23 protein-coding genes are annotated in these 23787 nt (G+C 64.3%); 11 read left to right on the top strand and 12 right to left on the bottom strand.

Going from position 1 to position 23787, the window contains the following annotated elements:
* The first annotated feature begins 401 nt into the window (after nt 1-401).
* Nucleotides 402-1628, top strand: a complete 1227-nt coding sequence (locus KBZ19_RS11020) for a hypothetical protein (RefSeq protein WP_255100958.1) — start codon at nt 402-404, stop codon at nt 1626-1628.
* A 90-nt stretch (nt 1629-1718) separates the two neighbouring features.
* Here the strand turns inward: KBZ19_RS11020 and KBZ19_RS11015 are convergent, their stop codons facing one another.
* From KBZ19_RS11015 to KBZ19_RS10985, 7 genes are all read right to left on the bottom strand, one after another.
* Nucleotides 1719-1883, bottom strand: a complete 165-nt coding sequence (locus tag KBZ19_RS11015; RefSeq protein WP_255100957.1) for a hypothetical protein — start codon at nt 1881-1883, stop codon at nt 1719-1721.
* Nucleotides 1884-2062: 179 nt separating this feature from the next.
* Nucleotides 2063-2248: a hypothetical protein gene (locus KBZ19_RS11010; protein ID WP_255100956.1), complete on the bottom strand. Its 186-nt coding sequence runs from the start codon at nt 2246-2248 to the stop codon at nt 2063-2065.
* A gap of 1352 nt (nt 2249-3600) precedes the next feature.
* Complete coding sequence (locus tag KBZ19_RS11005; protein ID WP_255100955.1) at nt 3601-4125, bottom strand: VOC family protein; 525 nt, start codon at nt 4123-4125, stop codon at nt 3601-3603.
* A gap of 13 nt (nt 4126-4138) precedes the next feature.
* Nucleotides 4139-5143: an ArdC family protein gene (locus KBZ19_RS11000; RefSeq protein ID WP_255100954.1), complete on the bottom strand. Its 1005-nt coding sequence runs from the start codon at nt 5141-5143 to the stop codon at nt 4139-4141.
* Nucleotides 5144-5492: 349 nt separating this feature from the next.
* Nucleotides 5493-5885, bottom strand: coding sequence for a DUF302 domain-containing protein (locus KBZ19_RS10995; RefSeq protein WP_255100953.1), 393 nt, complete (start codon nt 5883-5885; stop codon nt 5493-5495).
* Nucleotides 5886-5939: 54 nt separating this feature from the next.
* Nucleotides 5940-6461: a DUF305 domain-containing protein gene (locus KBZ19_RS10990; RefSeq protein ID WP_255100952.1), complete on the bottom strand. Its 522-nt coding sequence runs from the start codon at nt 6459-6461 to the stop codon at nt 5940-5942.
* Between the two features lie 233 nt (nt 6462-6694).
* Nucleotides 6695-7111: a heavy metal-responsive transcriptional regulator gene (locus KBZ19_RS10985; RefSeq protein ID WP_255100951.1), complete on the bottom strand. Its 417-nt coding sequence runs from the start codon at nt 7109-7111 to the stop codon at nt 6695-6697.
* A 63-nt stretch (nt 7112-7174) separates the two neighbouring features.
* On the opposite strand from KBZ19_RS10985, the gene KBZ19_RS10980 reads away from it, so the two are divergent.
* From KBZ19_RS10980 to KBZ19_RS10970, 3 genes are read left to right on the top strand one after another with little or no spacing between them, the layout of a single operon-like run.
* Nucleotides 7175-7390, top strand: a complete 216-nt coding sequence (locus tag KBZ19_RS10980) for a DUF3721 domain-containing protein (RefSeq protein ID WP_094510545.1) — start codon at nt 7175-7177, stop codon at nt 7388-7390.
* Nucleotides 7391-7436: 46 nt separating this feature from the next.
* Entirely contained in the window at nt 7437-7691 is a 255-nt protein-coding gene (locus KBZ19_RS10975; protein WP_255100950.1) for a DUF3721 domain-containing protein, read from the top strand.
* Nucleotides 7692-7705: 14 nt separating this feature from the next.
* Nucleotides 7706-7972, top strand: coding sequence for a hypothetical protein (locus tag KBZ19_RS10970; protein ID WP_261346487.1), 267 nt, complete (start codon nt 7706-7708; stop codon nt 7970-7972).
* A 12-nt stretch (nt 7973-7984) separates the two neighbouring features.
* Here KBZ19_RS10970 and rppB read toward each other — a convergent pair whose 3' ends face one another.
* Together rppB and rppA are read right to left on the bottom strand one after the other, a co-directional pair.
* Nucleotides 7985-9358 (bottom strand): two-component system sensor histidine kinase RppB, encoded by a 1374-nt coding sequence (gene rppB, locus KBZ19_RS10965; protein WP_255100948.1) that lies wholly within the window; start codon nt 9356-9358, stop codon nt 7985-7987.
* Nucleotides 9359-9387: 29 nt separating this feature from the next.
* Nucleotides 9388-10098: a two-component system response regulator RppA gene (gene rppA / locus KBZ19_RS10960; protein WP_255100947.1), complete on the bottom strand. Its 711-nt coding sequence runs from the start codon at nt 10096-10098 to the stop codon at nt 9388-9390.
* 123 nt (nt 10099-10221) lie between these two features.
* Between rppA and KBZ19_RS10955 the strand changes: the two genes are divergently transcribed.
* From KBZ19_RS10955 to KBZ19_RS10945, 3 genes are read left to right on the top strand one after another with little or no spacing between them, the layout of a single operon-like run.
* Nucleotides 10222-10797, top strand: a complete 576-nt coding sequence (locus KBZ19_RS10955; protein ID WP_255100946.1) for a hypothetical protein — start codon at nt 10222-10224, stop codon at nt 10795-10797.
* Between the two features lie 43 nt (nt 10798-10840).
* The gene (locus tag KBZ19_RS10950; protein WP_255100945.1) at nt 10841-13960 is read left to right on the top strand and encodes an efflux RND transporter permease subunit; all 3120 of its coding nucleotides are present in this window, start codon (nt 10841-10843) and stop codon (nt 13958-13960) included.
* Nucleotides 13961-13991: 31 nt separating this feature from the next.
* Nucleotides 13992-15074, top strand: coding sequence for a DMT family transporter (locus KBZ19_RS10945; protein ID WP_255100944.1), 1083 nt, complete (start codon nt 13992-13994; stop codon nt 15072-15074).
* Nucleotides 15075-15105: 31 nt separating this feature from the next.
* Here the strand turns inward: KBZ19_RS10945 and KBZ19_RS10940 are convergent, their stop codons facing one another.
* Both KBZ19_RS10940 and KBZ19_RS10935 read right to left on the bottom strand, forming a co-directional pair.
* Nucleotides 15106-17304, bottom strand: a complete 2199-nt coding sequence (locus tag KBZ19_RS10940; protein WP_255100943.1) for a heavy metal translocating P-type ATPase — start codon at nt 17302-17304, stop codon at nt 15106-15108.
* 55 nt (nt 17305-17359) lie between these two features.
* Complete coding sequence (locus tag KBZ19_RS10935) at nt 17360-18097, bottom strand: DUF305 domain-containing protein (RefSeq protein ID WP_094510553.1); 738 nt, start codon at nt 18095-18097, stop codon at nt 17360-17362.
* Between the two features lie 283 nt (nt 18098-18380).
* Between KBZ19_RS10935 and KBZ19_RS10930 the strand changes: the two genes are divergently transcribed.
* The 4 genes from KBZ19_RS10930 (at nt 18381) to KBZ19_RS10915 (ending at nt 23037) form a co-directional block, all read left to right on the top strand.
* Nucleotides 18381-18755, top strand: coding sequence for a DUF411 domain-containing protein (locus tag KBZ19_RS10930; RefSeq protein ID WP_255100942.1), 375 nt, complete (start codon nt 18381-18383; stop codon nt 18753-18755).
* 10 nt (nt 18756-18765) lie between these two features.
* A complete protein-coding gene (locus KBZ19_RS10925) occupies nt 18766-20253 on the top strand; it encodes a multicopper oxidase family protein (RefSeq protein WP_255100941.1) in 1488 nt (495 codons plus the stop codon).
* 73 nt (nt 20254-20326) lie between these two features.
* Nucleotides 20327-20737: a hypothetical protein gene (locus KBZ19_RS10920; RefSeq protein WP_255100940.1), complete on the top strand. Its 411-nt coding sequence runs from the start codon at nt 20327-20329 to the stop codon at nt 20735-20737.
* Between the two features lie 86 nt (nt 20738-20823).
* A complete protein-coding gene (locus KBZ19_RS10915) occupies nt 20824-23037 on the top strand; it encodes a cation-translocating P-type ATPase (RefSeq protein ID WP_255100939.1) in 2214 nt (737 codons plus the stop codon).
* A gap of 333 nt (nt 23038-23370) precedes the next feature.
* Here the strand turns inward: KBZ19_RS10915 and cadR are convergent, their stop codons facing one another.
* A complete protein-coding gene (cadR, locus tag KBZ19_RS10910; protein ID WP_255100938.1) occupies nt 23371-23787 on the bottom strand; it encodes a Cd(II)/Pb(II)-responsive transcriptional regulator in 417 nt (138 codons plus the stop codon).

Here is a 23787-nt window from a genome sequence, read left to right as displayed (position 1 = left end):
TGTTGGTCATTGATGGACGCAAAGACCTTTTTCGGCTTGCTGCCGACTACCCGGTATGACGATCAGGCTGAGCCACTGGGAAAAGGAGATGCTGAAGTTGTGGAACATCCGTTCTGTGGTCAAGACATCGGCGCCACGGGCGGTGATGTCCTGACCCCGAGCAGGAGCGAGCGGGTGGAGCGGAGCCCGCAGGCGCTGGGGAACCTCAAGGTGTGGTTTCCCACCAGGTTGTTCATGCTTCCAACTGGGCGAGCCGCTGCTGGGGGATTAGACCACCCAGGGTCTTTTGGCTCCCATAGCTGTTTTGGATCCGCATCACGCACGACCGAAGTGGCCGGCATTCAAGCGGCCAGCAAACCGATCTCAGGCCACAATTGGAGCTGGAGTTTCCCTGGCGCGGCATGCTTCATCTTGATCTCCCTACACGCGACGATCTCGCTGCGCTGGCCAAGCGACGCCACGATCCCAGCGTGTCGATCGTGCTGCCCACCACACCGATCACCCCGAACACGGACGTGGACCGGCTTGAGTTCCGCGCCCTGGCCGGTGAGGCGATCCTCCAGCTGGAAGCCGCGGGCACCGATCGGGCCGCATTGGAAGCCCTGAGCGAATCCTTCGATGATTTGATCGATGACGACGAGTTCTGGCGCTTCCAGGCCCACGCTGTGGTGGTCTACGCCACGCCGGAGAATCTGATCAGCTACCGCCTACCGACGACCGTCGAACCGCTGGTGGCGGTCTCTGACCGGTTCCACCTCAAACCCCTTCTCCGCGCAACCACCTTCGGCAACACCTGCTACGTGCTGGCGCTAGCGGAGGGCGGGGTCCGGCTGATCGAAGTCTCCGCCGATCTGCCGGCCGCGAACGTGAGGCTGGCTGATCTGCCCACCGATGCCGCCTCGGCGGCAGGTAAGGCCAGCATCAACGACCGTTCCCCCAGCGGCCGGCTCACGGGCTCGGAAGGCAAGAAGGTGCGGCTGCGCCAGTACGCCCGCCTGGTGGATCAGGCGCTCCGTGAGCGTTTGGCCGGCCAGATGATCCCGCTGGTCCTCGCCGCTGTCGACAGCCTCGGGGCGATCTACCGCTCGGTGAACACCTATCCCCACCTGGCGCCCATCGGCATCGAGGGCAGCCCCGAGCGCCTTTCCGATGCGGAGCTCACCGAGGCCTCCCGCGCCGTGCTCGACGACATGAACCGCCAGTGGATCGCCGATTGGCGGGATCAGTTCGCTGTGCGCGGGAGCGAGGGTCGTGCCAGCAGCGATGTGGCTCAAGTCGCCCGTGCCGCCACCTTCGAAGCGGTCCAGAGCCTGATGGTGGACATGGACCGGGTGATGAACGGGCGGATCGACGAAATCGACGGCCGCATTGACGAGGCGGAGATCGCCGGCGCAGACAGCTACGGCGTGTACGACGAGATCGCCCAGCGGGTGCTGCTCTCGGGTGGTGAAGTGCTGGCGGTTCGGCAGGAGGATCTACCCGATGACGCTGGCGTCGCCGCGATCCTGCGCTACGCCCTCTTAGTCAATGGCCATGCCCTGCCAGGTCGGGGCAATGGCAGTGAGTTGCGAAGGCTGACCCCGCAGATCACCACAACCCCGTCAAGCTCACTCCCCCTTGTCCGCTGAACAACCTGTTGTGACTACCCATCCAGGCGCTGCTTGACGAGCAGCACGTCACGCCTGAGGGGGGGTAGAGGGGCCGCAGCCCCTCAGGCGTTAGTGCAGCTCCCAGCTGCGTTCACAGCGCCTTAGCTCCAGCTCGATCGCGAGCCGGCGAGGAAAGGTCTGCAGGGGCCAGATCAGTCCAGCCAACCAGCGCAGTTGTCGCGTGTGGCGGTAGAGCCACTTCCAGCAGGTGATCTTGAACGAGCGGCTTTTCATGGCTGAGGCGCCAAAGAACACCGCTCCCGCAACCCGGGGCCGGGTTCGTCAAGGGGGCCGCAGGCCCTTGCAACGCCCTTGACGGACCAGGCCGCAGACCCAGAGGCGCAGCCAAAGAACACCCTGCCCACCGGGTTACGGTCTGCGGTGTCTGGCGAAGCGGCCATGAAACTGCCGCGTCAGGGCTCCTCGAAGGGATAGAAGCCCGGCTGCTCCTCCACCTGCTGGCGGTCCAGATAGGGATTGGACGACCAGCTATCCCAGGCCGAACCCAGCAGCCCCTGGTCGGTAGCAGGTAGGGAGAGTTCAGCCTGCAGGCACTCCGGCTCAGGCTCCTGCCAGCCTTGAGCGCAAGCGACCTGCAAGCCTTGAGCGCAAGCGACCTGCCAGGCGTCGATCGTGGCGGCCGTCTGAGGGTCGGTGGTTGCAGGTTGGAGTGGAGTCGGCTCAATGGAAGGAACGGCGTAGAACACCGTCCCCAGCCAGCGTCTGCTGCAACTCAGGCAGGGGGAGCGTCAGGTCCAACGCGCAGCCCTTGCCGGTTGCCGCCGCCACCCCGGTCCCAACCGGGCCGGTGGGGTGCTGGTGAACAATCGGAGCAGGGTTAGACGTTCGGGTGGAGGGGATCACCAGACGGACACCTGCTGCCTGGCCAAAGGATTGGCGTTAGTTGACGAGCCGAATGGCATGACCTGAGCGATACCGCTATCGCGTCCTGCCCTGGAGCAGGCATCTGGTCGGTGGTGGTCACCGGCTGATTGCTCTGTAACAGAAGTTCCACCACCGAACCCCCGCCGAGACATTGACCTTGGGCAATTTAAACAACAGAATCATTTAACTTTTTGCCAGTCACCAGCCAGAGCAAAAGGGCTTGGTACGACAACAGCTGGTCCATGAATGCCGCGCCACTGTCGGTGGTGGGATCGATCGCTGCAGGGTTGAACCATCACACCAAGCGAGCTGAGTTCAGCTGCATCAGCCAAGCAAGAGTACTTGGCAGGGAAACAGCACAAACAACTTAACACTTGAGTAGGCAGGAAGACTCATTTCATGGGTGTTTGAAACACCATGTTCGTATGGTGGAGATATCCGCAGAAGAAAGGACCATGGCTCGCTCGACCTACCCAGTTTCCCATTCGGCTGATCAGCTCCCCGCCGGGAACGGCATGGCTCATGGGCTGCAGGTACCAGAAATGGATAGTTCCCAGGAGAAGAAATGGGATTCTGTGGAAGCGTATTTTGAATGCATCACCACCTGCTCCCTCGACGACGGAGAGTGTGTCACCCACTGCGTGGAGGAACTACGTGAACATCATTGACTGGTTTTCCAAGCCGTCCTCTTTGCGTGCTGGTAAGAACGCAGCTCAGTGAGACCTTGGGCAATGGCATCAGCCAGTCGTGAGCCCGTTGTAGGGCGAGCTATCGGTCGTCGCCGTGGGGCTTGGGATTGTGGAATGGATACCATTGAACAAAAGGATGCTGCAGTATGACCTCATTGTTTCTAAGTTGCGGCAGCATCCCCCGACTTCATCGGCAGGCAGGGCCAGAAAGTGAAGCCTGAGGTGATCAGGTGCTTGGAGACTTAGGAGGAGATTGATCGTTCAGCGGGTAGTAATCATTTGGAAGTATGCCATGAATATTCCAGCTCCTAGCAACAGAGCAAGCGGCAGTCACTCGGTGTTTCACAGTCGCTTGTCCCCCCGCACGACGCACCGAATTAAACCCATTCAGCCAGCTCCACGGTGATTCCATCTGGTCCGCAGAGAAAAACGAGCTTTCGGCTATGGAAGGTCATGACCTCGTTCCGTAGCTTGATGCCCGCAGCTTTCAGCCTCTCCACTTCAGCATCCAGGTTATCTACCGTAAAGCAGATATGGTTGAACCCCAGGTTGGTGAGGCTGTCAGTCGTTGGAGCGGGCAGTGGAACAGGCTGACGGTACTTCAGCAGTTGCACTTCGATGCGCGGTGAGATGTTCTCCAAAGCAAGTGTGATGTGTTCTGCTTCGATGCCATCCACCCCCATGTAACTGGAGAATACGGGACCCTTGATCACTACTGACTTGTTCTCCTTGAAGCCCAGGAGCCCGAAAAAGTGCTTGGCCGCTTCAACATCACTGATCACAACTGTGATGTGGTCAAAGTATTTAATCATGGGGGTTTCAACTGTGGATGGAAGAGCTTTTTTATTCCTCACCACTACCAGTGAAGCGGCTGGTGGATCATTTATGCAAGCGCGGACCAAGCTGCCTGCTCGATCAGCCAGGGTCGTTTTCTACAGCCTCTGGTAGTACCAGCTCCACAGCTCGCCTGGCCTCACCCAGCACCTGGAACAACACCTGTGGAGTTTCCCGGAGCAGGTCCAGCCAGTGCCCCAGGTATGCCGCGTGGTTTTCAAGGGCACTGCCGATCTCCAACCGGTCCCCCAGCAGGACTGAACCGAGTTCCGCCACCAGTTCTTCTCGGGCATAGGCCCGAGAACCAAACCGCCCGCTCAGATCCCGCTGGAGGCAGCTGGCGTGCCTCGTGGAGTGGATCACCTCCTGGGCCCAGGTGGCGTAGAACCCAGCGGCGGAGTGAAAGGCAGCGCGCTCCGGCAGCTGGATCCGATCGATCTGGGGGAGGTAGCAGGCGCGTTCACCACCAAAGCTGAGCGGTACCGGCCAGGCCCCCAGCAGATCTTCTGCTGCAGCCAGGCGGTCTGGTTCACTGCGCTCCGCCCCAGCTGCTTCTGCTTGCCTCTGCTCCACCCAACCAGCAAGGGCGTCACCTTCCAGGTCGATCGCGTTGAACACCACCACGGGCCGGAAGCTCATCCATACCCGGTCTGTAGGCGCGTCGTCCGGCTTGATGCCTGGGGTGGCTGTCGATGCGTCCAGGCTCCCCGACCGCTCCGTGTCACCTGCCACCCGGTTCACCTGCGGCCTCAGGATCCGCACCCCCTGAGAGCCCTTGCGGGTGAACATCCCCAAAGCCTTGGCCTCAGCAAACCCGCACCAGTAGGGCAGCGCTGAAGCCCTCAGGTGCATCCCGAAGGTCAACAGGATCGGGTTCGCTCCCTGGTAGCGATGCCCTGAGATCAGGTTGACGTGGTGCCCACCACCAGAGGCGTCCCACTCCCTCCGCCAGGGCGTAGTGCCAGCCTCCAGCAGCTGGATGATCGCCTCCACCAGCTTCTCTGTAGAAGAAGCCTCTCCCTGCCGGTGGTTGCTTCTGGAGCGGGACTTGGACCGGGAGCGGGAGGAAGAAGAAACAGCAGCCATCAGGCAACAGCACAGGACCCGAAGCACCAGCACGGCCAGCAGCAAGGGCTGGCCCAGGCACTAAGGCACAAGCCAGTGCCCCAGGCGCTTCGCGCGGAAGGCGGGCCAGCTTGCGTCAGCCCTTGTGCGGCCGCGCATGCTGAGGAACCCTGCGCTTGATGACATGAACCAGGAAGACGTCCCCCTTGACATTCATCTGGAGGGAAAAGATGCCAGCGCCAACCACACATCTGTTGGCTAGCCCATAGTCGCCAGAAACCCCGATCCCGCCCCGCCAGAGCTCATCAGCAGGCGGTCCCTTCTTACTGAGCTGCTCCGCATCGAGGCTTCAGCGGGATCTGCCATGCGACTAGGCCGCAGTGGCCTTAATGATCGCCGTAGTGGAGGCCTCCACGGCTCGGGCCACCTCCTGCAGGGACGGATCAGCCGAGAGGCCCGCGAGCATCACCTCGGGGCGAATCATGCCGAGGCGGGTCTGGCCGGCTTCGGTGTAGACCGAAATCCTGCACGGCAAGGCCATGTTGAGCGCCATTGAGGTGCTAAGCACTGCGGCGGCCTGCTGAGGGTTGCACACCTCGAAGATGCGGCACTGCTCTGGGAATGGCAGACCTTTGCTGCGCAGGGTGTTGCCCAGATCATGTACTGCCAGTACGCCGAAGCCGTGGTCCACCACTGCCTCCTGGAGGGCGGCACTGGTCTCCTCGAAGGTTTTCGGTGTGTCGGTTATGAAGAACGGATCCATGGCTGGTGTTGGGTTGGAAGATGCGGAGTCCGTCTGAGCCGTCCTTGATAAGAGTCAGGTCGTTCCGTACCAGTTGCGATACCACTGAGTCATCTGCTCGATCTCCCTGCTCTGCTCCTTGACCATCGCCTGCTGCATCGCCTTCAGCTGCGGATGCTGGCTGCTGTTCTGGGCCATCGAGGCCATCATCACGCCCATGCGGTGGTGGGGAATCATCTGCTCAATGAAGGCCCGATCGAAGTCGGCGGCGTTCTTGAGGGCGGCCAGGCTCGTGCCCATCATTTCCATTCCGCTGCAGCAGCTCATGCCCATACCAGGGCCCATGCCACCACCCATTCCCCCGATGCCCATGGCTCCACTACGCGTCATGGCGGGAACGTCGCCGCCGTACCACTGCCGGTACCAGGTGCGCATCTGAGCGTTCTCACTGGTCTGGCTGGCCTTGATGTTCCTGGCCAGCTCTTTGATCTTGGGCCGCTTAGCTCGGGTGAGGGCAAGATCGGCCATGGCGATCGCCCCGTCGTGGTGAGGGATCATCATCACGATGAAGTGCTGATCCATCGACTGGGAGCCCATCAGCCCCCCACCCATCATCCCCGATCCCATCCCGCCTACTGGTGGGACCGCTGAGGCGGGTGGCTGTGACAGTGCTGGAGCCGCCAGGGACAGGACAAGCACTCCCAATCCTGTTGTCGTCGCGAGACGGTGATGGTTCATCAGTTCTCCTCCCTGGGTTCTGCCTGTCATCAACATGGGGACGCAGAAGCAAACTGGACGAAGCTGCGGGTCATTGCTTCACATGCCAGCTGTCACACCTGAAGATTGGGGCAGATCAGATCGCCGTCCTTGACGGGATCGCTCTGCCAGCTAGCCAGCAAGTCCTGCAGTTCCTTTCTGAGTTGCCTGAGCTCCTTGATCTGGCCATCGATCCGCTCGATCTGACGCCCCAGCTGGATCTCGATGTCGCCGCAGGGCAGCTCACCGGCGTCGTGCACCGCCAGGCAGCCCTGGATTTCCTCCAGGCTGAGCCCCAGGGTCTTGAGCCGACGGATGAACTCCAGGCGCCGCAGGCTCTCTTCAGCGAACAGGCGGAAGCCGCCTTCGCTGCGGCCGATCGCCGGGAGCAGCCCCAACTCTTCGTAGTAGCGCAGGGTCTTGACCGGCAGGCCACTGCGGCCAGCGAGGGCACCGATCTTCATGCCAGTCGTGACGCCGATGGCCACCATGGGCTTGACTCTCCATCTATGGGGAGACTCTAAAATGGATCTCTGACTTTTCCCTGGCATTCCGTGAACCGTATCGCCCTGGCTTTTGTCCTGCTGGCCGCTGGCTGCCTGTCCCCTGGCGCCGCCCGCGCCCAGGCCTACGACATGTTCCCGAGCAAGGCCGCTGCGGAAGTACGTGCGAAGGAGCTGAAGTGCAGCGGTGTCTTTGCGATGGGCAAGGACTGGATGCCGTGTCAGAACTTTGATGTCTATCAAAAGGCCGTTTCCAAGGAGAAGTGACTCCACATTTCTGCTCTGTTTCCTTTACCAACGCGGTTACCACTCGATGAATCAGCACCACGCCATCCCCCTCTTGAAAGGAAGCCGGTGGGCTCTGCTGGCTGCCCTTGCAGCGACGACCTTCTCCCCGCTCTTCATCACTCCGCCCGCCGCCGCGCACATGAAGGGCATGTTCAAAACAAAGCAGGAGGCGGAGCAGCGCGCTGCTGAGCTCAAGTGCAAAGGCACTTTTGCGATGGGCTCCTTGTGGATGCCCTGTGCCAATGAACAGCAACTGCACAAGGCGCTTCAGAACGAGTGAGCCGCCATCACCTCATGCGCCGGGTGCACCGCAGCCTCGTGCCCCTGGCCGCCCTGCCACTGCTGCTCACTGCGCTCTCCGGCTCGCTCTACGGCGCCCTCTCGGCCCAGGGGATCGAGGCCTTCTGGCTGATGAAGCTGCACACGGGCAACTTCGGCCTTATCAATCTGCAGCCCTGGTACTCCTCGATCCTGGCGCTGCTTACCCTGTTCGTCATCGGCTCCGGCCTGGGACTGCTGCTGGATCGCCGCAGGGGGACGCCCGCCAGCCCACCGTTCTGAGCAGGACGGCGATCAGCGGGGGACAGGCAACCCGGGGGAGTTCGCGGCCAGAGGCAGGGTCACCGTGAAACAGCTGCCGGAGTGCCCATCCGAGCGCACCGTGATCGCCCCCCGGTGGCGGCGCACGATCGCCGCCACGATCGAGAGGCCAAGGCCGGTGCCGCCCTGCTGGCGGGAACGCCCGGGATCACTGCGGAAGAAGCGATCAAAGATGCGTTGCTGATCGCATGGAGCGATGCCGATGCCGCTGTCCTGCACCTCCAGCAGCCCATGACTTCCCTCGCGCCTCAGGCTCAGCACCACCTCTCCGCCTGGGGGCGTGTAGTGAATCGCGTTCAAGAGCAGGTTGGAAACGAGCCGATAGAGCTCCGATTCCACCCCGAACACGTTGAGATCGTCATCACCACCCTGCAGGCGGAGCTGCACCTCGGCAATCGACGCCCCCTCGCTGGTCTCCTCCAGCAGATCGCGCGCGATCTGTGTAAAGGAGCAGGGCTGCAGGCCCGCTCCGGCCTCGGGACCATCGAGTCGGGCCAGCAGTAGCAGGTCACTGATCAAGCGGCTCAGCCGCTTACCCTGCCCGTAGACCACCGCCAGCGCGCGCTCTCCGGCGAGGGGTTCAGCTGACAGTTGCGTCTTGTGGGCCTCCACCACAGCCAGCAGGTTGGCCAGAGGTGCGCGGAGTTCGTGTGCCGCATCGGCGGTGAACTGCTCCTGCTGCCGGTACGCCGCCAGCAGCGGTCGCATCGCCAGACCGGACAGCCACCAACTGGCCAGGCCTGCCACCAGCAGGGCGAGCACAACAATCGTCTGGATTGCCCACCAGAGCCGCTCCCGCTCTGCGTCGAGCCCGCTCAAACTGCGTCCGATTTGCAGATACCCCCAATCCAGTTCCTGCGCATTCGCGCCAGGGTGCGCTGGCGTGTGGGAACGGTGCAGGTGGATCGAATACTGCAGAAAGCGATCGCCTCCCAGCCCTGCCACCACCATCCAGGTGGGGCCGGGGCGTTCAGGCTTGACCCTTGGCGATCCCGGGGAGTGGGCGATCAGCACACCACGGGGATCCAGCAGGCGCAGGTAGAACCGCTCCGAGTCCGTGATGCTCACAGCATGGCGAGGGATCAGTGAGGGGGCCGGCTGACAGGGGGATCCGACCAGACAAAGGCCAGGCAGCACCGCGGCCAGCTGGGGCGAGGGCCTGGCTTCCGCGGGCAGCAACGGCTTGAGGCTGTCATGCAAGGTGCCGGCCACGGTTTCCACCTCGCGCTCAAGGGCCGACCAGTTGGAGCGCATCAACAGGCCAAACATGCCAAGGCCAGCGCCATAGAGAATCACCCCAATCACCGCCAGGTAAACAGCCGCCAGTTGTAGGCGGCTCCGGGACATGGGTCCAGGCCTGGCCAAGGCGAGCCGTTCTATTGCTCTTCCTCCGGCTCAGGATCAAAGCGGTAACCCTTCGATGGGACCGTGGCAATCGGACAGGCCAGCCCGTAACTGGCGATCTTGCGCCGCAGCAGACGCACCTGGGCCGCCACCACATTGCTGATCGGATCCTCATCCAGCGACCAGAGCTGGGACCGCAGCCGCGCTCCTGGAATGATCTCCCGCGGATGCTCCATGAAATAGGCCATCAGCTGCAGTTCCTTGGTGGAGAGGGTGATCCTGGTGGTTTCCTTTCCCCGCTGAACGGTGAGGCAGCCCTCGGCCAGATCCAGCACATAAGGCCCGGAATTGAGCAGTGGCTCGCGATAGTTGGGCTGGCGGCGCTGCAGCGCCCGGATCCTCGCCAGCAGTTCCTCCATCGCGAAGGGCTTGCTCAGGTAGTCGTCGGCGCCGGCATCAAGGCCTTGCACCCGGTGGCTGGTGTCGGCCAGCGCCGTAAGCATCAGCACCGGCAGGGTGAGGCCAGCCCCGCGCACCCGCCGGCAGAGTTCCGGGCCTGAAAGACCCGGCAACATCCAATCAACGATCAGCAGGTTGTAGCTGGCCAGCTCGCTGCGCAGCAGGCTCCAGGCCCCCAGGCCCTCCGCCACGTGATCGACGACATGCTGCTCGGCCCTGAGCACCACCTGAATCGCTCCGGCCAGCTCGGCTTCGTCCTCCACCAGCAGGATGCGCAGGGGCATGGGCCTGGAACAGAAGTCAGAGATTGCGGCTGATCCTAGGTAGCGCAGCCGGTTTCACCTGTTTTTCATCCCCCTTGCGGCATCCTCGGCGGGTCCTTGTCCTGCCCTCGCGGCAGCAGCAGCATGCGCGCCCTTCTTCTGGCCACCAGCCTCAGCCTCGGAACCGTGGTACCCGGTGGCCTCAGCCCCGCCATGGCCCACGTGGGGCACGGCGATGAGTTTCAGCAGAAAGGGAATGTGCGCCAGGTGAAGGCCAGCGCGGAGATCGATTCCCTGCTGGGCATCACCACCGCCCCCGCCGCTGAAGCCGGTGGTGTGGTCACCATTCCGGTGGCGGCGGTGGTGGATGCGGATGGCAAGCCCCTGGCGTTCGTAAAGAGCGGCACCACCTACGACCCGGTCTTCCTCCAGGCCGGCGCCAGCCAGGGCGATCAGATCGAAATCACCGACGGCAGCATCTCGCCCGGGGACAGCGTGGTGACCCAGGGAGCCCTCTCGCTCTACGCCGAGTCCAAGAAGAGCCAGAGCGCCGCCGCACCCAACGGGGAAGGGTCCACCCCGAAAGCCCCAGCGGCCTCAGCCTCAGCCACCACATCCACAGCCGCAGAAGGGCTCAACCCCCTGGTGATCGGAGCCGGCGCTGCCGTGCTGGTGGTGGGTGGTGTGGTCGTGGCCTCGCGCCTGGGCAAGAAGAACTGATCCCCTGAGCCCGTCGTTCTCTCCGCCCACCTCATCCCATCCCATGCTCAATCGCCTGCTCAACCAGACGCTGCGGACCTCGATCGCCAAGCGCTGGCTGGTTGTTGTTGCCGCCATCCTGATCAGCCTCTGGGGCCTGTCCATCCTCAGCCGGATGCCCCTTGATGTGTTCCCCCAGTTCGCCCCACCCCAGGTGGATGTGCAGACCACCGCTGACGGCCTGGCGCCGGAGGAGGTGGAGCGACGCATCACCGTGCCGATCGAATCGGCGGTCAACGGGCTGCCGGGAGTGGAAACGGTGCGCTCCTCCTCGAAGGTGGGGCTCTCGATGGTGCAGGTGGTCTTTGCTCAGAACGCCGACATCAACCGGGCCCGTCAATCGGTGGCGGAGCGCCTGCAGCAGATCGAGGCGGAGTTGCCTGTCAATGCCAGCGCCCCAGCGATCTCGCCGTTGGTGTCGCCGCTGGGCACGATCCTGCAGTACGCCTTCACGCTGAAGGGCGGCGGACCAACCTCAGCGATGGAGCTGCGCCGGATCGTCGCCACCACCTTCAACAACCAGATCCTGGCGGTGCCCGGTGTCTCCCAGGTGACCCTTTACGGCGGTGAGGAGGCCCAGCAGCAGATCCTGATCAATCCTCAACAGCTTCTGGCCCGCAAGGTGTCGTTGCAGGCCGTGGCCGAGGCGGCGGCTGCCGCCAGCGCCAACGCGCCGGGCGGCTTTCTGATCGCGGGCGGGCAGGAGAAGCTGATCCGCGCCAGCGGCCAGGCCAGCAGCAGCGAGGATCTTGCCGATTCGGTGGTCACAGACAACAAGGGGCAAACGCTCCAGCTCGGTGATGTCGCCGAGGTGCGGCTGGCCAGTGCCCTCAAGCGCGGCGATGGCAGCTTCAACGGCAAGCCGGCGGTCGTGCTGATGATCAACAAACAGCCCGACATCGACACCCCCAGAGTCACCCGTGAGGTGGAGGAGCTGATCGCCGCCCTCAGTAAAACCCTGCCGGGTGATATTCAGGTGAAGCGCACCTTCCGGCAGGCCAATTTCATTGACACAGCGATCAAGAACGTCAGCGCTTCCTTGATCGAAGGGATCGTGATCGTCTCGGTGGTGATGGTGCTGTTCCTGATGAACTGGCGCACCGCCGTCATCACCCTCAGTGCCATCCCTCTGTCACTGGTGATCGGCCTGATGCTGATGCGTGCCTTCGGGCTGGAGATCAACACCATGACCCTCGGTGGTCTTGTGGTCGCCATCGGCTCGGTGGTCGACGACGCCATCGTCGACATGGAGAACGTCTACACGGGGCTGCGCCAGAACCAGGTGATCGCCCATCCCAGGAATCCGCTGCAGGTGGTGTTCGAGGCGTCGGTGGAGGTGCGCCAGCCGGTGATCCTTTCCTCGGTGATCATCGTGGTGGTGTTCGCACCGATCTTCAGCCTCACGGGGGTGGAAGGGCGGATCTTCGCGCCGATGGGCCTTGCCTACCTGTTCTCGATCGCGGCCTCCAGCCTGGTGGCGCTCACGCTCACGCCAGCGCTCTGCGCCATCCTCCTGACAAACACTCGTCTCCCCCCCGAGAACACCTGGGTGGCCAACTGGGCAGAGCGGGCTTACCGGCCCCTGCTGGAGGTGGCGCTGTTCTCCCCCAAGCGGGTGCTGGCCGCAGCTCTGGCGATCGTGGTTGTGGCCTGCGCCATCCTGCCCAGCCTTGGGCGGGTGTTCCTGCCGGAGTTCCGCGAGAAATCGCTGGTGAACTCGATGGTGCTCTACCCCGGCGTGTCGCTGGAGATGACCAACCGTGCCGGCCTGGCCCTCTCGGGCACCCTCAAAGCGAATCCCCTGTTTGAGTGGGTGCAGGTGCGGACCGGGCGGGCCCCGGGTGATGCCGATGGCGCAGGCGTCAACCTGGCCCATGTGGATGTGGAGTTGAGCGATCAGGCGATGAAGGATCGGCCTGCCGCCATCGCACAGCTACGAGAGGCCTTCCTGAAGCTGCCCGGGGTGGCCCCGAACATCGGTGGCTTCATCTCCCACCGCATGGATGAGGTGCTCTCGGGTGTGCGCAGTGCCATCGCCATCAAGATCTACGGGCCAGATCTGGCGGAGCTGCGCAGGATCGGCGAGCAGGTGCGGGATGCGATTGAGCCGATCCAGGGGGTGGTGGATCTGCAACTCGAACCCCAGTTGCCGATCCAGCAGGTGCAGATCGCCTTCGATCGTCAGGCCGCCACCGCCAATGGGCTCACGATGCAGCAACTCGCCGATGCGGTGGAGATCGCCCTGAACGGCAAGACGGTGGGACAGGTGGTGAGCAACGGCACCGATCGCACCGATGTGGTGGTGATGCTGCCCGAGGACTCCCGTAACAGCCTCGATGCCCTACGGGCCATACCGATCGCCACCCCCGCCGGCACCTTGCTGCCGCTGGGAAGCCTGGCCACCATCGACTACGGCCTGGGCGCCAATGTGGTGAATCGGGAGAATGTTTCCCGCTTGATCGTCGTGTCCACCAACGTCAGCGGCCGGGCGCTGGGAACGGTCGTCGGCGACATCCAGAAGACCATCGACAGCATGATCAAATTGCCCAGCGGCTATCTGATCCGCTACGGCGGTCAGTTCGAATCGGAGGAGCGAGCCACCGCCAACCTGGTGATCTACAGCCTGTTGGCCATGATGGTGATCGCCGTATTGATGTTCGTGTCTGTGAAATCACTACCGGCCACGATCGCCATCCTCCTCAACCTGCCCCTGGCCCTGGTCGGTGGCCTGGTGGCCATCCTGCTCACCGGCGGTGTGCTCTCGGTGGCCTCCCTGATTGGGTTCATCACCCTGTTCGGGGTGGCGGTCCGCAATGGCCTGCTGCTGGTGGACAACTACAACCGCCGCCACGCGGAAGGAATGGAGCTCAAGGAGGTGATCCGCGCCGGCAGCCTTCAGCGCCTCAACGCGATCCTGATGACGGCCCTCACGTCGGCTCTGGGCACGCTGCCCCTAGCCCTGGCCTTCGGGGCGGGCAACGAGATCCTCCAACCGCTGGCGATTGTGGTGCTGGGTGGCTTGATCACCTCCACCATCCTCACCTTGCTGGTGCTGCCGGCCCTCTACGCCCGTTTTGGTGGCTGGTTGCTTCCCCGTCTCAAACCAGCTGTGCGCGAGGCTTGATCCCATGATCCGAGGTCCTGCCTCGAGTGCCATGGCGAACCCCCAGCGGCGGGGGCTGGTCGCCGGCCTGCTGGCCGCCGTGTTCTTCGGGCTCAGTGCGCCGTTGATCAGCGTGATCAGCTGCGAAGCCTCGCCGTTGATGATCGCGGCCCTGCTCTACGCCGGAGCCGCCCTGGCTCTGCTGGTGGTGCGGGCCGCCGGGGGCCGCCAGCAGGCAGAGTCGCCGGTTCAGCGACGCGATCTGGCCCCCCTGATGGGGCTCACGGTGGTGGGGGGCATCGTCGGGCCCCTGTGCCTGGTGCAGGGGCTCACCTTGCTGTCCGCCGGGTCGGCCTCGCTGCTGCTGAATCTGGAGGCGGTGTTCACGATGCTGATCGCGGTGCTGATCGGCCGGGAGCACCTCAGCCGCAACGGCTTGATCGCCGCGGCCCTGATCGTGGCAGGTGCCGTGTTTCTTTCGGTGGGATCGCTGGGCGGGACGACGGTCCAGGGGGGACTGTTGATCGGGTCGGCCTGCCTGGCCTGGGGCATCGACAACAACCTCAGCCAGCGGCTGAGCCTGCGCAATCCGCTCCAGATCTCCCTGCTCAAGGCCTTCGGAGCCTCGGTGCCGATGTTGCTGCTGGCCATGGGCCTCGGCCAGCGGTTCCCCACCGGGCCCGGGCTGCTGGCCGCCCTGGCGATAGGGGCCGTGGGCTACGGGCTCTCGATCTGGCTCGATCTGCTGGCCCTCCGCGAGCTGGGTGCCGCCCGAGAAGCGGTGGTGTTCGCCACCGCGCCGTTCGTGGGGGTGGTGTTCTCAGTGCTGGTGTTGCGCGAAGCCTTCACCATCCCCCAGGCGCTCGCTTCGCTCCTGATGATGGTTGGGGTGGGCGTGCTGCTCCGGGACGATCACACCCACCGGCACCACCACACAGCCCTGCTGCATGCGCACCGGCATCACCACGACCCGGCCGGCGGCGATCCCCATCACGCCCATGACCACCGTGTGGAGGATCTACCGCTGCAGGGGCCCCGGGGGGCCTACTGGCATGCCCACGACCATCTGCATGAATCGATCGATCATGACCATCCCCACGTGAGCGATGCCCACCACCGCCATCGCCACGGGTAGGCAGCGGGAGGAGGCAGGCGCTACGTCCTGATCAAGCCGCTCGGTAGCGACGCAACAACGACGAGTTGACGATCACCGACAGCGAACTCAGGGCCATTGCCGCACCGGCGATCATCGGGTTCAGCCATCCGAGGGCAGCAATCGGGATGCCGATCCCGTTGTAGATGAAGGCCCAGAAGAGGTTCTGGCGGATCTTGCGCATGGTGGCCCGCGACAGGCCGATGGCGGTCACGACCAGCCGCACGTCGTTGCCCATCAAGATGATGTCACCGGCTTCCTTGGCCACATCCGAACCGGAGCCGATGGCGATGCCGATGTTGGCGGTGGCCAGGGCTGGGGCGTCATTGACGCCATCGCCCACCATGGCCACGTTCTGCCCATCCAACTGCAGGGACTTGATCGTTCCGGCCTTATCAGCAGGCCGCACCTCTGCGATCACCTCGGTGATCCCCACCTGGGCGGCAATCGCTTCTGCGGTGGTGCGGTTGTCGCCGCTGAGCATGATCACCCGCACGCCACGGCGCAGCAGCAGGGCCACGACCTGCTCGGCCTCGGGTCTGACCGTATCGGCCACGGCGATCACCCCAAGGATCTGATCGGCGCGCCCCAGCAGCATGGCCGTTTTCCCCTGGGCCTCGAGCCCAGCGAGCTGGCCCTCTACAGGTTCGGGAAGCCGGGGCAGGAAGCGGCTCGCCAGGGAACGGTTGCCGAACCAGACGACGTCCCCGCCCTCTATGGCGGTGATGCCCTCACCCACCTGGGCCGCAAACTGCTCCAACGGCAACAGCTCCAGATGGCGCTCTGCAACGGCCTCGGCAATCGCCGCCGCCAATGGGTGTTCGGAGCCATGCTCCAGGGAACCTGCGAGCTGAAGCACCTCCGGCTCTGAATGGCTTGCCAGGGGCTCCAGATCGGTGAGCATCGGCTTGCCCAAGGTGAGCGTACCGGTCTTATCGAAGACCACGGTGGTTAGCTTCTCGGCCCGCTCCAGCACCTCGCCGCTGCGGATCAGGATGCCCTGCTCAGCGCCCTTGCCCACCCCCACCATCAGGGCCGCGGGGGTGGCGATGCCCAGGGCACAGGGGCAGGAGATCACCAGCACGGCAATGAAGGCCAGCAGACCACTGCTGAACTGGCCCGCCAGGGTCCAGAGGGCGAAGGCCGCGAAGGCGATCAACACCACGGCCGGCACGAACCAGCCGGTGACCTGATCGGCCAGGCGTTGCACGCTGGCGGTGCTGGCCTGGGCCTCTTCCACGATGCGCACGATCTGGGCCAGCGAGGTGTCGGATCCCACCCGGCTGGCCTGAAAACGGAGCAGCCCTGATCCATTCACCGTGCCACCGATCAGTTCGGCGCCGGCCTGTTTGGCCACCGGCAGGGATTCACCGGTGAGCAAGGATTCGTCCACCGAGGAGCTGCCATCCAGCACCACACCATCGGCGGGGATCTTCTCGCCCGGCCGCACCAGCACCGTCTCGCCTGTGTCGATGGCATCGGCGGGCACGGTCATCTCCACCCCTTCGCGGATCACCGTGGCCGTGGCGGGCTGAAGATCGAGCAACTTGCGCACGGCGGCTGAGGAGCGTTTCTTGATGATCTCCTCCATGTATTTGCCCATCAGCACGAAGGCAATCACCACCGCCGAGACTTCGAAGTAGACGTCCCGTTCACTGACGCCAACCGGCAGCCAGGTGGGCGCAAAGACCACCACCACGCTGTAGAAGTAGGCGACGGAGGTGCCAAGGGCGATCAGCACGTCCATGTTGAGGGCGCGGCGTTTGAGAGCAGCCCAGGCGCCGGTATAGAACGACCAACCACCGATGAACTGCACCGGGGTGGCGAGCAAGAACAGCCACTTCCCCCAGCTCATCCAGGGCAGGAAGGACACAGGAGCCCAGGACACCAGACTCACCCCAGCGGCCAGTAGGATGAAGGCCCCGGCCCGGAACAGCGCCAGCGCCAGCACCCCGCCGATCACGAAGCCCACGCGACGGCGCATCACGCGCAATTCGCGGTCGGGATTCTGGAAGGTCTGCAGGCAACTCTGGCTGCAGAAGTAGTAGTCGCGGCCGCCGCGCTGGGTGCTGAGGGCTGTGGCCCTGGGAACCACCATGCCGCAGATCGGATCCTTGGCCATGCCTTTGCCGCCGCCGGTGGGCGGCGGGCCGTGGCTACCGGGGGGCATGTGGTGATGGTCGTGTTCCTTGCAGCTCGTCGAAGCGTTCATCCTTCCTGCTCCTGATCCATGGGGCTTGCTAAAGGTGGTTTAAACAGGTTTTCGCTCAAAGACGGAACAGCGCGTCGTACTTGAAGTACTCCGGCTTGCGCAATCCCTCCACCGCCAGCATCCTGCGCAGTTCGATGATCTCGGCGCGCTGGGCCACGATCACGCCGCGAGCAAAGCGCCGGATTGTGGTGTTTGTGCTCTTGGCCAGGGCGTCGTGGGCCATCATCAGTGCCCCGGCGTGGTGCTCAAGCATGCCCTCGAGGAACCACACCACCCTGTTCTCCTTGGTGGGGAGCTCGCCCATCATCCGCATGCCATCGATCTGGGCCTGGCTCATGCGCGTGAGGCCGGAGAGGCTGTTCGGATCACCGCCGCTCGCCAGTGCCACCGGGTAGACGGGTGCCTGGGGGTACCAGGCCTTGCGCCACAGGCCCATCGCCCGGATTTCGTTGGCCTGATCGCGCCAGATCGTATTGCCCAGAGCACCGACACCAGGGGAACCGATGCCGAACACAAATTCGCTCATTCGCAGCGCGCCGGTGTGGTGCTGCACCATCCCGTCAATGAAGCGCAGGTCGTAGGTGGCACCGGCCGGGCCCACGTCGTGGGCGTGGCCGGCATGGGCCGGGGCGGATCCGGCCGGAGCAGACATCCCAGGCATGTTCATCATCCCTGGCATGCCCTGGTGCCCTTCGTGATTCATGCCACCGGGCATCTGGGCCAGGGCAGGAGCCGCAACGGAGAGGGCAGAGGCCAGACCGATCAGGGTGGCGGTGAAGCGGAATGGGTACATGTCGGCAAGGTGAGACCTCCCAACGGTATGGTCTCCCCTTGACAGGAGAGTCAAGGGCCAAGGGCGCAGCAAATCTGCGCCGGTCGATGCCGGTCATCACGGGCTTGACTCTCCACCTGAGTGGAGGCACTACGGTTGAGACATTCCCGCATCGCAGACCATGGACTCGACATCTTTCCGCGGTCATTCGCGGTTCTTTGGGCTGCTGCTGGGGGTCGGCGCTGTTGCTGCCGTTGTCTCAGCGGGAGGGTCGCTCCCGGCACGCGCCAGTGCTCCAGCCCTGATGCCGGTCACCTCCTACCGATCCGCGAGCTGCGGGTGCTGCAAGGGCTGGGTGCAGCACATGCGCGCCAATGGCTTCGCAGTGCGCGATGTCGTGGTGGCCGATGTCGGCGTCGTCAAGCGACGCCTGGGGGTCCCCGCCCGCCTGGCCTCGTGCCACACCGCCGAAGTGGCTGCATTTGCCCTTGAGGGTCACGTTCCTGCCGCCGATGTGAAACGGCTGCTGCAGAAACGCCCACCTGTGGCGGGTCTCGCCCTTCCGGGGATGCCCCTGGGCTCCCCAGGCATGGAATCGGCCTACGGCAAGGAGGCGTTCACGGTGATGGCCTTCACGCGGACCGGAGCCATCAGCAGTTTCTCCCAGCACGGCAAATGAGGACCCAACCATGACCACTCCCCTTCGGCGACGCCAGGTGCTCGGACTTGGGCTCGCCGGCCTCGGCACGGCCGTGGTCGGCCCACTTCTCTGGGATCGGGTGCAGCACTCCGCCGCCCGTGCGCAGCCCGCCGGTGCGGCGCGGCTGGGCTCCGTTGGCGGCGTGGCCGATCTGGAGCTGGTGGCCAGCGCCACGCCGGGGAGGCTTCCCGGTGGCCCCGCCACGTTGCTCACCTACAACGGCCGCTCGCCCGGCCCGCTGCTGGAGGTGAATGCCGGCGATCAGGTGCGGCTCCTGCTGCGCAACGACCTCCAGGAGCCCACCAACCTGCATTTCCACGGGCTGCACATCCCGCCTACCGGATCAGGCGACAACGTCTTCCTGACCGTGCCGCCCGGTGGCTCCTTTTCCTATGAGTTCACGCTCGCCAAAGACCACCCGGCCGGCCTCTTCTACGTGCACCCCCATCACCACGGCCACTCGGCCGATCAGGTGTTCGGTGGTCTCGGGGGCGCCCTGGTGGTGCGCGGCGATCTGGATCGGATTCCAGAGGTGGCGGCCGCCAGCGAAAGCGTGCTGGTGCTCAAGGACTTCGCCAGCGCCGACGGTACGGCTGAGGCCGGCATGGGGATGGGGATGGAGCGCATGCTCGGCCGGGAAGGTCCACTGCTGACGGTGAACGGGGAGCTCAATCCCGGCCTGGCGATCCCCAGCGGCGGTCTGCTGCGGCTCCGTTTGCTCAATGCTTCCAATGCCCGCATCTACCGCCTCGCCCTGGAAGGGCACCGGATGGTGCTGATCGCCACCGATGGCGGCGCCATCGCGACCCCTAAGGCCCTCGACGAACTGCTGCTGGCCCCTGGCGAGCGGGCCGATGTGCTGGTGCAGGGCAACCAGACTCCAGGCAGCTACCGGCTGCTCAACCTGCCCTACCAGCGCAGTGGCCACATGGGGATGGGCCAGGTGGCGGACGCTCCTCAAACCCTGGCCACCCTCAACTACGCCGGATCAGTGGCGCCGCTGCCACTCCCAAAAACCCTGATTCCCGTGGCGGCCCTGCCGCAGCCGGAGCGCACGCGCCGCTTCTCCCTGGCCCATGCCATGGGGATGGGAATGGGCGGTATGCAACACGGCATGGGGGGCATGGGCGGCAGGGGAATGGGTGGGGGTGACATGGGCTTCGTGATCAATGGCCAGCCCTTCGATCCCGATCGCATCGACACCCGTGTTGCCCTCGGGAGCACGGAAGACTGGTTGATCGTCAATGACGACGTGATGGATCACCCCTTCCATTTGCACATCAATCCCTTCCAGGTGATCAGCCGTGATGGCCGCCCCGAAGCCCAGCGCCGCTGGAAGGACACGGTGCTGGTAAAGGCGGGCGAGGAGGTGCGGATCCGCGTCACGTTCAAAGATTTCACGGGGCGCACCGTCTACCACTGCCACAACCTCGACCACGAGGATCTGGGGCTGATGGGGGTACTGCAGATCGACTAGTGGATGGTCTGACTCAGCTCAAGATGATCACGCCCATAGCCGCCAAAGACACAAGACTCGAATTGATCCGTGAATGCGCCACGTCCTGACCCTGTTGCTGTCCTGCTGCTGGCTGGCCGCTCCGGCGCTGGCCGCGGATATGGAGGCGTGCCGGAACCTGTTGGAGCAACGCGATGCCCTGGCCGAGCAGGCCATGAAGGCCGAAATCGCCCTGGTTCGAACCATCCGCGAACGAATCTGCCTGGTCCTCAGCCAGCAGGCCGATGGGGCCAATGCCAACGACCGCAACGTGCGCACCATCGACTACCAGGCCCTGCTCGACTGCCGCCACAAGTCGGAAGTACAGCTGCTGCGCAACCAGCAGGTTCTCTACGTCAACCGCCAGCAGTTAAGGTTCTACCTGGCGGCTGGAGCCAAGCTGGCCCGGCAAGCCGATGGGCTGATGCAGCAGATGCATAACCAGGAGTGTCCCAAGCTGCGTTGACGAGCAACCTGTGGCTGCACGGTGCCGCCAGATCCTTGACCCTGAAGTGACTACAGGCTGTTAGATGGGGCCTGGAGGACAGGGCCATGGCGGAACCTTGCTGCAACAGCGGAACCAGCGGGCAGAAGGCCGGAACCACCACGGCGCCGCAGCCGGAGCCGGCAAGCGCCAGGGAGGCGTTGTTTCGGATCAGCGCGATGGATTGCGCCACCGAGGAAGGCGAGATCCGCCATGCCCTCGCAGGTGTCGACGGCATCCGCGGCCTGAGGTTCCTGCTGGCCGAGCGCGTTCTGGCGATCGATGCCGAAGCAGCAGCGCTCAACTCCGCCCTTGCCGCAATCCGCCGGCTGGGGTTCACCCCGGAGCCGATCAGCTCCGATCACCGGCCTTCCGCTGCCCAGACCCGCGCCGAACGGCGCCTTGAACGGCTCCGCCTGGCGGGCTCCCTGGCATTGGCGCTCACGGCGGAGCTGCTGCATCTGGTCGTTCCGGCCTACCCGGGCCATGAGCTGGTGGAGATCGGGATCGCCATCGCCGCGATCGCCCTGGCGGGCTTCTCCGTGTTTCGCAAGGGCCTGGCCGCCCTGCACCAGGGCCGGCTCAACATCAATGCGTTGATGAGCGTGGCGGTCACGGGCGCTTTCCTGATCGGCCGCTTCCCGGAAGCCGCCATGGTGATGGCGCTCTATGCCGTGGCCGAGGCGATCGAGGCACGGGCAGTGGAGCGGGCCCGCCAGGCGATCACGAGCCTGATGGCTCTTGCTCCCGATGAGGCGGAGATCCGCCAGAACGATGGCCGCTGGCAGCGCGTGGCCGCCAGTGCTGTGGCCATCGGTGATGTGGCAAGGGTCCGCCCGGGGGAACGACTGCCGCTTGATGGCACGGTGCTTTCTGGCGTAAGTGCGATCGATCAGGCGCCGATTACCGGCGAAAGCCTGCCGGTCGACAAAGGTCCGGGTGATGAGGTGTTTGCGGGCACGATCAACCAAGGCGGCGCCCTGGAAATCCAGGTCACGGCACCTGCTTCGCTCAGCACCCTGGCGCGCATCATCCAGGCTGTGGAGGAAGCCCAGGCCTCCCGTGCTCCGATCCAACGCTTCGTGGATCGCTTCGCGGCCCGCTACACCCCGGCGGTGTTTGTGGTGGCCCTGGCCGTTGCCCTGCTGGCGCCGCCCTTGCTGGGATTCACCCCCATGCAGGCGATCTACAAGGCGCTGGTGCTGTTGGTGATCGCCTGTCCCTGTGCGCTGGTGATCGCCACACCGGTCACGGTGGTGAGCGGCCTGGCCACCGCCGCCCGCCGCGGCATCATCATCAAGGGCGGGCTTTACATCGAGGAGGCCCGCAAGATCAAGGTGCTGGCCCTGGACAAGACCGGCACAATCACCCTGGGCCAGCCCCAGCTGGTGGCCTTCTCCCCTCAGCAAGAAGGGGCAGACGCTGGCGTTCTCAAGCAGTGGGCCAGCAGCCTGGCGGAGCGCTCCGACCATCCGGTGTCACGGGCCATCGCCGCAGGCCTCGATGGTGAGCGGCTGGCCGTGGAGTCCTTCGAGGCCCTGCCGGGGCGCGGGGTGCGAGGCGTGATCGCGGGGCGGCCGCTGATGCTGGCCAACCACCGCTGGATCGAGGAGCTGGGGCTCTGCTCCAGCGCACTGGAGGCGTCGATGCAGGTCCACGAGTGCCAGGGCCGTTCGCTCAGCCTGCTGGCTGATGACAGCGGCGTGCTGGCACTGATCGCCGTCGCCGACACCGTTCGGCCCAGCTCCGCGGCCGCCATGGAAGCCCTGCGGTCCCTAGGCGTCACTCCGGTGATGCTCACGGGTGACAACGCAGCCACCGCCGGCGCGATTGCGGCCCTGGCCGGCATCGAGCAGGTGAAAAGCAACCTGTTGCCCCAGGACAAGCTCGATGCAGTGGCCGCTCTGCAGGCCCGCTACGGATTCGCGGCCATGGCTGGCGATGGCATCAACGACGCCCCGGCCCTGGCCCAGGCGGACATCGGCTTTGCGATGGGGGCCGCAGGCACCCACATCGCCATCGAAGCCGCCGATGTGGTGATCATGAACGACGATCTGATGCGCGTACCGGAAACGATCGCCCTCTCTCGCCGCACCTTCCGCATCCTGCGCCAGAACATCGCGCTGGCGCTGGGAGTTAAGGCCATTTTTCTGGTGCTCACCGTGGCCGGAAATGCCACGATGTGGATGGCGGTTTTCGCGGACATGGGCACCAGCTTGATCGTGATCGCCAATGGTCTGCGGCTGCTCCGCAGACCCAATCTCCTCACCCTTCGCGGCTAAGCAGCCTTGACTCTCCCCTAGAGTGGAGACTGTATGGTGGTTTTTCCTTCAATGACTGTGTGATGAAGCTCACTCCGTTGGTTTTATTGCTTTTGGCTGGGATTGCCGTTGGCTCCATGGCCGCTCCTGCCCAGGCGAATGAATCCTCCATTCCCACCAGTACCGAGCGGAATCGAGATTCCAATACAGCTCTCCCGGTTGTCGCACAACAACCGGGAGGTGGCACACCTTCCACGGGGGGATGTTGCTGCTGCAGGTAGTCCAAGCCCGTCATGAACTGACATCGCCAGGCTTTTGAGTTCTGCCAGTCTTCTGATCAACCACTGCGGGTCTTCAGGCGACTGGCTTTCTGCTTTCGGTGCACCGATTCAGCTCGGCGAGAATTCCGCAGATCTCCCCTTGATCCGGCTGCTGGCAGAGCCCTCTGAGCTCTCGCAGTTGATCCTGAAGTTTGTGCAACTCATTCACGCGGGCATCGACCTGGGCGATCTTCTCGTCCAGCAGGGCATTCACCGTCTGACAGCTTCCTGATGGTGTGTCGAGCGCCCCGATCAGGATGCGGACCTCCTCCAGGCTCATGTCAAGGCTGCGGCAGTAGCGGATGAAGCGCAACTGCTCGACATGCTGCGGCGAATAGAGGCGGTAGTTGCCATCCGTGCGCTGAGGCACCGGCAGCAAGTGCTCGCGTTCGTAATAGCGGATGGTTTCGATCTTCACCCCGGTGGACCGTGCCAGCTCGCCGATCTGCAT

Source organism: Synechococcus sp. L2F (genome assembly GCF_024345695.1).
In the GTDB taxonomy this organism is placed as follows: domain Bacteria; phylum Cyanobacteriota; class Cyanobacteriia; order PCC-6307; family Cyanobiaceae; genus MW101C3.
This window is presented reverse-complemented; position numbering and strand designations above follow the sequence as displayed.